1 protein-coding gene is annotated in these 430 nt (G+C 32.6%); it reads left to right on the top strand.

The window, feature by feature from the left end; all coding sequences use genetic code 11:
* Window positions 1-212 precede the first annotated feature (212 nt).
* Window positions 213-430 (top strand): hypothetical protein (locus AC1DWA_RS33505; protein WP_477917818.1); only part of this gene is annotated, 218 nt, incomplete at its 3' end.

Here is a 430-nt window from a genome sequence, read left to right as displayed (position 1 = left end):
GGGACAATGTATTACAGAAAAGGGATTCATCCAATTTGTTGATTCCCTGGGGAATTTGTTTGTTTTTATCGATGAMGTATTTGARTTAAAAAAYAAAATGARGTTAAGTGAACTAATTGATGTTCGCTTTATGTAGTACTAAAATTGAACCTAGCAAGCTAAGAGCATATTTCTACATAGTAGTAAAAAACCTATAATTGAGGGGTGAATAAATGATTCGTTTTGAGTTCTGTGAACAGAACTATACAATCTCTAACTTCAAACAAAATTGGTATCAAAAGCTTGTTCTATCTAAACCATTGGATGAAAATGCAACAGAAAAATGGAATAGTTGTGAATACGAAGCTGAAGTTCCTTTTACAAGGCAATGGTTTTGTAGTGCGGATATAGGAGAATGGGAAGAAGTTGAAATAACTGTAGAGGGAAATAG

Source organism: Rhodococcus sp. P4_F3_2, from assembly GCF_056401335.1.
This window is presented reverse-complemented; position numbering and strand designations above follow the sequence as displayed.